Origin of the sequence: Muriicola sp. Z0-33, from assembly GCF_026126425.1 — a bacterium.
Classification (GTDB): domain Bacteria; phylum Bacteroidota; class Bacteroidia; order Flavobacteriales; family Flavobacteriaceae; genus JAFMPW01.
In genome coordinates this window covers 1-7,595 of sequence record NZ_JAFMPW010000027.1, presented here as the reverse complement: position 1 = coordinate 7,595, position 7,595 = coordinate 1, and the positions used below count along the sequence as shown (strand labels likewise).

8 protein-coding genes are annotated in these 7,595 nt (G+C 34.9%); all 8 read right to left on the bottom strand.

What is annotated here, in order from left to right:
- Positions 1 to 172: 172 nt before the first annotated feature.
- Positions 173 to 1,357, bottom strand: a complete 1,185-nt coding sequence (locus tag J1G40_RS18140) for a serine hydrolase domain-containing protein (RefSeq protein ID WP_265244083.1) — start codon at positions 1,355 to 1,357, stop codon at positions 173 to 175.
- 187 nt (positions 1,358 to 1,544) lie between these two features.
- Entirely contained in the window at positions 1,545 to 2,264 is a 720-nt protein-coding gene (locus J1G40_RS18135; RefSeq protein ID WP_265244082.1) for a DUF6090 family protein, read from the bottom strand.
- A 249-nt stretch (positions 2,265 to 2,513) separates the two neighbouring features.
- Positions 2,514 to 2,921 carry a hypothetical protein gene (locus J1G40_RS18130; RefSeq protein ID WP_265244081.1) on the bottom strand — a complete coding sequence of 136 codons (408 nt, stop codon included), beginning with the start codon at positions 2,919 to 2,921 and terminating at the stop codon, positions 2,514 to 2,516.
- A gap of 172 nt (positions 2,922 to 3,093) precedes the next feature.
- The gene (locus J1G40_RS18125; RefSeq protein WP_265244080.1) at positions 3,094 to 4,005 is read right to left on the bottom strand and encodes a TolB family protein; all 912 of its coding nucleotides are present in this window, start codon (positions 4,003 to 4,005) and stop codon (positions 3,094 to 3,096) included.
- 127 nt (positions 4,006 to 4,132) lie between these two features.
- Positions 4,133 to 4,555: a VOC family protein gene (locus J1G40_RS18120; RefSeq protein ID WP_265244079.1), complete on the bottom strand. Its 423-nt coding sequence runs from the start codon at positions 4,553 to 4,555 to the stop codon at positions 4,133 to 4,135.
- A 174-nt stretch (positions 4,556 to 4,729) separates the two neighbouring features.
- On the bottom strand, positions 4,730 to 5,407 hold the full coding sequence (locus J1G40_RS18115; protein ID WP_265244078.1) for a DUF6624 domain-containing protein: 678 nt from the start codon (positions 5,405 to 5,407) through the stop codon (positions 4,730 to 4,732).
- A 303-nt stretch (positions 5,408 to 5,710) separates the two neighbouring features.
- Positions 5,711 to 6,463: a DUF6090 family protein gene (locus J1G40_RS18110; protein WP_321160210.1), complete on the bottom strand. Its 753-nt coding sequence runs from the start codon at positions 6,461 to 6,463 to the stop codon at positions 5,711 to 5,713.
- A gap of 335 nt (positions 6,464 to 6,798) precedes the next feature.
- On the bottom strand, positions 6,799 to 7,587 hold the full coding sequence (locus tag J1G40_RS18105; RefSeq protein WP_265244076.1) for a DUF6090 family protein: 789 nt from the start codon (positions 7,585 to 7,587) through the stop codon (positions 6,799 to 6,801).
- Positions 7,588 to 7,595 lie beyond the last annotated feature (8 nt).

The following is a 7,595-nucleotide window of genomic DNA, read 5'->3' as shown; positions in this document are numbered from 1 at the left end:
CCAAGGCATAGCATCTGAATTTTGGTTTCAAATGCAACTTAAAAAGTGTAAACGATGTTTCTATAACTCTGTAAAGGATGTTTGTATATCGTACCTAATTACCGCCAACGGTTAGTATATGAAGCGTAGTGACCGAATGGGAACTATGATTTCATATACATTGTTATCAACTTTATTGTGAATTTGATTCAATCACAGCAGTTTTAGTTGCTTTCAAAATATTCTCCGTTTTTTCATCAAAAATATTCCAACTATTAACCACTGCTATAGTTTCAAATTTCGGAAAAACCAAAAGATATTGGCCACCAAAACCTTTACAAGCCCAGATTTCGACTTGGTCTTGATCTTCCCTCCACCATTGATAGCCATAGCCCTTCTCTTTATCAAATTCAACGTGTTTCGAAATACTTCTTTTTGCCCAATCAGAGGAAATTATTTGCTGTCCATCCCATATTCCATTATTTAGCATTAAGAAGCCAATTTTTGCTAAATCTTGTGCTTCTAAGAATAAACCACCCTCAGTATCTGTATATCCAGCCGGTGTTTTTTTCCAATGAAAGTTCTCAATTCCCAGAGGTGTAAATAGATATTTCTCTGCATATTCATCAATGTATAATCCTGTTGCTTTTTTGATTATTCCTGACATTAGTTGGCTCGCTCCACTATTATAAACCCATTTCGTTCCTGGGACTGTGTCCATAGGTTGATTAAACGTAAACTGAATCCAATCTTTGCTTCGTTCAAGTTGTCCAGTTGTATTGGTAGAATCTGGAGGTCTGTCCAATTCATGCCATTCCATCCCCAACTGCATGGTCAGCAAATTTTCCAAGGTTGCAGTTTTGAGAGATTCGTCAGCCATTGATAAGTCGTAATCTTCAAAAAAATCAACTACTCTGACGTCTGTACTGCTAATATCCCCGTCTTTAATTGCAACGCCAATCATAATTGAAGCAATTGATTTGGTAACAGATTGTAGTGTATGAACCTTTTTGTTTTGATAGTATGGATGCCAATTGGGATGGTAGTAATTGTAATCCCCATATATTGTTGAATCTTGACATGTATTAAAACCACATCCAAGAATACCAGACTTTCCTTTACTTATTTTTTCGTAGTCATTCGTAAATGATTGATTAAATACTAATTTTCCATTTTTAATTAAGAGCAATTGGTCAACATTACCGTAAGCTCCATTTCCTATCTCATTTAATAAAGAATCAAAAGGTTCCTTTTTCAACCCTTCAGTCTCAAAACTTGACGTTTCCCAAGAGTAAGTAGGATATTGACGCTCCTTATCTTGAGTATTACATGATAACACGAGAAAAAGAAGGATACTGAATAAAGTGGTATTTTTCATTCTTTGTATTTATTGATGATAACGTGTTCGTGTATGGTTTCGTTGCTTAGAGACTAAGATAGCAAAAAGACGAGAACCCGTTTTTCAGCAGCGAGGAAATTCAGAGTAGGAAATTCAGAGCAATGAACTATACACGTTGTTAGCCTTTCGTTTTCATATTTTTCTTGTACAATGAGCTATAGATAAATTACTTTTTAGTATCTAGCGTTCTATCAATGATTTTCTCTATTTCGGTGATCCGATCCAAATTCTCTGAATACCAAATATTTTGATCTTTTCTGTATTCGTTCAATGTGTTAATTATACTATGATATTTTCTGGAATTTTTTAGTGCTTCGTAATCAAAAGGTTTCATGCTAGTCCGCATAGCAACCTTTTCAAACAATTCAGTAAGTATTGGGGAAGCGGTGTTGTAAAAGTAATTTTCTTGTCGAAGTACAAGAGTTTCAATCCATCCCATATTATACATGTCATCAAGAGCGTTCAATAAACTATCATTTTGTATGAGATTCAGGCCGTAGTTTGCCAGACTTTTATAGCCTGCATTTCTTATTATTGGGGTGCTATATTGTATGGCTTTCGAAAAGTGTATGTCCAATGAATCATGATAAGGAAGATTAGAGTCCAGATGGTTCTGGAGCATCTCGGCTGATGTAATACCCTCTTCATTATAATCAATGACAAAATTTAGTTGTTCATAATTATTGGATAAAGAGATTTTTATGTCAAGTAATAGTTTTTTGGCAAAAGTCCTTTGCTTTTGATTTTCATTCCAATTATTTATTTGCAATGCTATCAAAATTCCAATTACGACAAGAAAGATTTCTCCAATAGCATAAAGCAGGTATTTACTGAATTTGTTTTCGGAAAGAAGTTGTTGCCGGATACGGCGGAAGAATTTGAGCATATATATTGTTTTTTTGGTCCGCGCACCGCCTGGCTCCTCATTATCAAAGGTCTACCAGACCTTTGCTTGCCGTTCGGCCCTCTAAAGATATAATATTTATCAGATGTGTGGACTCAAATAATGACGCACAGCGGTTAGGCTATAATTTTGTTGCGGAGGCATACTGAGGTCAGATCTGGCCGACGCTATGGCAATAACTAAGTTAGCGAATAGTTACGACTTGGCATGGCTGCTAAGCCATTGTTGTGACTAGTGAATTTCTTGAGCCTTAAAAGTAAAAACCCCAATGGTTGCAAACACAAGAATTAAGATTGGGTACCAAAAATGTGAACCTGCAGTAAACATATTATATCCATTAATTCCTTGAGCCATCCAAGTTATGATCAAAAAGGTCCATTTAGCCCAAGCGCGATTTTTTCTAATTGCGAAGTGAGTTAAAAAAAACATACTGATACCAGTACTCATCAATCCAGCACCGACAGAGTGAAGTAATAATATAGATAGCCGTTCCGCCTTAGTAAGAAGTTCTGAACTTTCAGGATTTCCTAAAAAATTTAAATGAACGTCCAAATATCCAGATATAAACTGATCTCCAAGCCCACCAATGAACATTAAGACACTAGATGTGTAAAGTAAAATAAGTCCAATATTTCTCATTGTTTAGTTTGGCTTAAGCATTTAATAATATTCGTGTAGAATTTATTAGCCACAACCGTTCTGGCTATGATTTGCTTGTGCTGTTGGCTTCGCTCGGAACGTCACGCCTGTGGCGTGATGAATTATAGGCATTGTTGTGGTTTATTTTAAATTATATAATCAAAATTGAATTTCAATCCGTAGTCAGTTTAATTTTTTCAATCTCACCATTGGATAAATTCAATGTATGAAGACCCATTGGTTGCTCGTTGTGCCATTCAAATATCAGTTTTTCTCCAGAAGGATGCCATTTGGCATGAAGCTCCTGACCACTCAGATTTGTAATTTGCCGAATACCCGTTCCATCAGCGTTCATAATATAAAGGTTGTAATCTCCTGAATCATTTAATTGCGGATCATCTTGATTAGAATGAAATACTATTTTTGTTTCATCTGGCGAATATTCCGGAAACCAGTTTATAGCCTTGATAAATGTCAATTGCTGAATATTTGAACCGTCTGGATTCATTACAAAAATATCGTAATAGTCGTCTTGGTTAAGGTCTGATGTAAAGATGATTAAATTTTGATTGGTTTTTCGAGGATACCAGTTGTTTCCATCTGGATTGTGAAGTTCTCTGCTATTTGACCCATCTTTATTCATAATTAGCATTTTTACTTTGCCCTTTTTGGGTATTGAATTGAAAACAATCTCGCTCCCATCAGGAGACCAATGTGGTTCTACATTGTATCCTGGTAAATTTGTAAGTTGAGTCAGATTTTCACCATCCGCATCTATTACAAAAATTTGAGCGCCATCATTTATATCTGCATGAAAAGCTATTTTTTTTCCGTTTTTCGACCATATGGGGCTTTTCTTAATGCGCGCTTCGGTAAAATAAGTAAGTTGCTTCACATTTTTACCATTCAAATCGGCGGTATAAATTTCCCAAACATCTTCAGAGGCATCTTTTGCATAAATGAAAGTGATTTTTCTCCCGTCCGGAGAAATATCAGGCCTTCCAATATGACCGGTCAGTTCTGGGTTATCAGGTTGACAATTTGTAAGCAGGACTCCCAGAATAAAACATACTATAAATCTCATAAAAGTCTCTTACTTTAATCTTTGATGAAACACAACGGTCCAGGCTATGATTTGCTTGTGCTGTCCACTTCGCTCGGAACGTCACGCCTGTGGCGTGATGAATTATAGCCATTGTTGTATGCAGTTTTTAAATCTCGGGATCATAACAAACAAATTCGACAATATTTGATTCTGGGTCTTTGATAAATATTGATTTCCATTTAACCCATTCAAATATCTTAGTTATATACTCAATTTTATTTTTTTTACATAGCATCAGTATTTCTTCGTAATCCAATTTTTCGATCTCAAGAGCGAAATGATGTAATGTGGTATTCTCAGGCATTATAGTTTTCAACTCTTCATTAAAGGCAGTTAGATTTTTCTTTGCAAATAATGCTAAGGTCTGAGTATGGCCACCAACACCATCTGTAATTTTGAAGAAAGTATAATTCTCAGATGCATTCATTAATTCAAATCCTATAGTTTTCAGATAGAAATTTTTCATCAATTCCATATCATTTACTCGCAGAACGACCTCTCCTAAGCCTTTAATTTTATGCCCGATCATTTTTTGTTTTCAAATTGCATACAACGTTCTCGGCTATGAGTAGTTGCGTGTGTTTGCACTTAACTTTGCAAGCCTGCCTGCCGGCAGGCAGGTACACACCAAACCGAAAATCCGCGAGGATTTTCAGAAGTAGGCGAGAACAAGCAATTACTTTTAGCCATTGTTGGCGTTTCGTTATTTTTGTTTATTACGCTCTCTTTCAAACTCTTCCGTCCGCTTAATTTGCTCTTCAAGATTCCATTCAAAATTAAATCTATTCTTTAGAAATATAGCGATTGAATCAAGTCCGATTTCAGCTCTTCTTTTATCGATGTTTTTTGGGTCAAGTACTGGCCATACATTGAAACTTTTTGTTTCGGGATAGTACTTCATTTGCCCTCCATAGATTTGTAAATCTCCTCTTTCTGTTGCAATTCTGTCTTCAGCTCTAACCAAAAAACGCGGTTCTAATTTTTTGTCTTTTACAGCTTGTCTCATCATTGGAAGATAGTGTATACGAACCTCATTATCTGAATGTTGAATCACATTACATATGGTCCAGTTTCCTTGTTCGCCAGACATTTCTTTTGTTGGCCATCCATATGAATCCAGAATATTCTTCACTTTTCTTTCATTGATGATATGATTGTTCTTATAAATTGATTGCTGTTCCTTAACTAATTCCGATTCAGTACCATATAATTTTATTAGTGAGTCCCTTGCTCTAATTGGAAGCTGTTCTCTTTGCCAAATAGTATCAAGAACTGCAATCAGATTTTCTGGATGCTCCGCTGTTTTGGATGTTTCCTTCGAATTAGTTTTGTTGGAGCAACTCATCACTATAAGTGAACTGAATAATAAGATATATTTCATTGTTAAATAAGGTTATTTTATGTTGTCGCTCTCGTGAATGCCAACGTGTTCGTATATGATTCCGTTGCGGCGAAAATTCCGTGGAAATTTCTGAGTAGGAATCGTACGCACACTATAATACAAAGTTTCCCATAAACAACTGTTGCGTTAGTAATGGATTATACATGTTGTTGTGCTTTCGTTATTTTTTCGAACTTTAATTTGCTAGGTTAAATTATTCCTTCCCTATTCCCTATTGAGTGAAACTGTGTTTGACATAGATCAAATTGAACTCATAGGTAAATATAATTCTTATTGTTTTTACTAATTTAATACTTCATTGAGAAGATTGAGGATTTCTAACATTTCCTCCTTATATTGGTAATAGTGCATTTTTTGAGTGAGCCTTCCTTCTAACAACCTGTCTAACTTTATTGAGTACTCCTGATCCCTTTTTACTTTATCCCAAGAGATTGAGAAATCATTTAAGGTTTTATCAAGAGTTTCAAATATTTTAGAATCATTAACTGAGGCAATTTGATTGTTAAAAAAAGTCCTAGTCATCATAGGTTCAGTAAATATATGCCTGTAATTGTGATAATCTTCAATTGATTGATTCACTATTCCATTGAGTGCAGATTGACCCCATCCCTGCTTGGCATGAATACTGCCTAGTTTTCTTTTTAGTTTTTTGTTTTCAATTAAGTGAATATCGCCGCTGCTGACTAGATTATTGTACGCTACACTTGAAATACTGAATGTCGCATAGAATCCCGCAGACAAAAAGGATCTCTTGAGTTTAATTGAATCTACTTCTATAATTTTATCATCAAGAAAGGATCTCAGATAGATGCCCATACTATCTATTGCATTTAATTGGTTAATTAAATCTTGCAACCTTTCTAAATCATAATTTAATTCATCTTTTAATTCTTGATAATGTGAAGTGAGCCTTAAATTATTCTTTCTATCTTCATTCCAATTATTCACTTGCAGAGCAAGCAAAATACCTATCATGACAAGCAGAATTTCACCAATGGCATATTTCAGATACTTGCCAGTTTTATTTTTCTCCATAAGGTCGTAGCGTATTCGTCTAAAAAACTTAATCATACTCTAATTTAAACATTTAATAAGTCCGCAAGCGGCTATCTCGCTCAAATGTCCACTGGACATTTGATTTACTATGTAAATATTGGCTCGATAATATCATTGGTTATTGGTTGGTTATAGTGCCTACTACGTAGCTTAGGCGAAGTAGTAATGAAGCCTAACGGTTTCGTGTATGGCCTGTGCCGATTGTTTTCAACGCCAGGTTGCACGAAAATTAATTTAATTGAAAGTTAATTAATTTTGAGGTAAGGGAAGAGGTATAGGCTATACACGTTGTTGTGCTTTCGTTATTTTTTACGTCAATTTTTCATTACATATGAAGGTTCTCGATTACCTTGGAAACTGTCTATTTCAAGCTTAAGTCGCTCTCCTAAATCAATGATTCTCTTATAATCTTCTATGATAAAGGGAAGAGCCCATTCATTGCGCATAAAAATTGCCTTAATCTGATTATAATTATTTATTTCGTTTAAGTAATTGGTTTTTTCAGATTTAGATTGAAAGATATCTGGTTGATAATATTCTCGAAAATCTTCCCAAGTGTTATCGTAGAATCCATTGCGTAACAATTCTGATTCCATAATTTCGCTTGATGTGTTTTGCTTGGATTCTACAAATTTGACTTGGTCAATGGCCTTTGTGTAATCTCTAATAAGATTTCGAATTCTATGAAACCCTTCTGAATCAAATAATGGGGAGTTTTGCACCTTGTCGAACCCGTTTGTATTATTATCAAATTTTTGTTCGACGACTATGTAGTTAAACGCGTGTAGAAAGTCCGGGGCACTAATTGGAATATTGCTTCTATAAGAATTGATAATTTTAGTTGTAGATTCTAATGACGCCTCCCTCTCTTGAATCAATTTAACCAATTGATATTTGTCATTTTCAATGTCTTCCATGAGAAAAGTCAAATATCCACTGAGAGTATTTTGGTTCTTTCTATGCTCATTCCAAATGTTAATTTGTAATGCAATTAAAATCCCAAATACAACCAAAAGAATTTCACCAATGGCGTATTTGAGATACTTCCCGGTTTTCCCTTCAGAAAGTAAATTTTGACGGATTTTTCTAAAGAATTTTATCATTGGTTAGC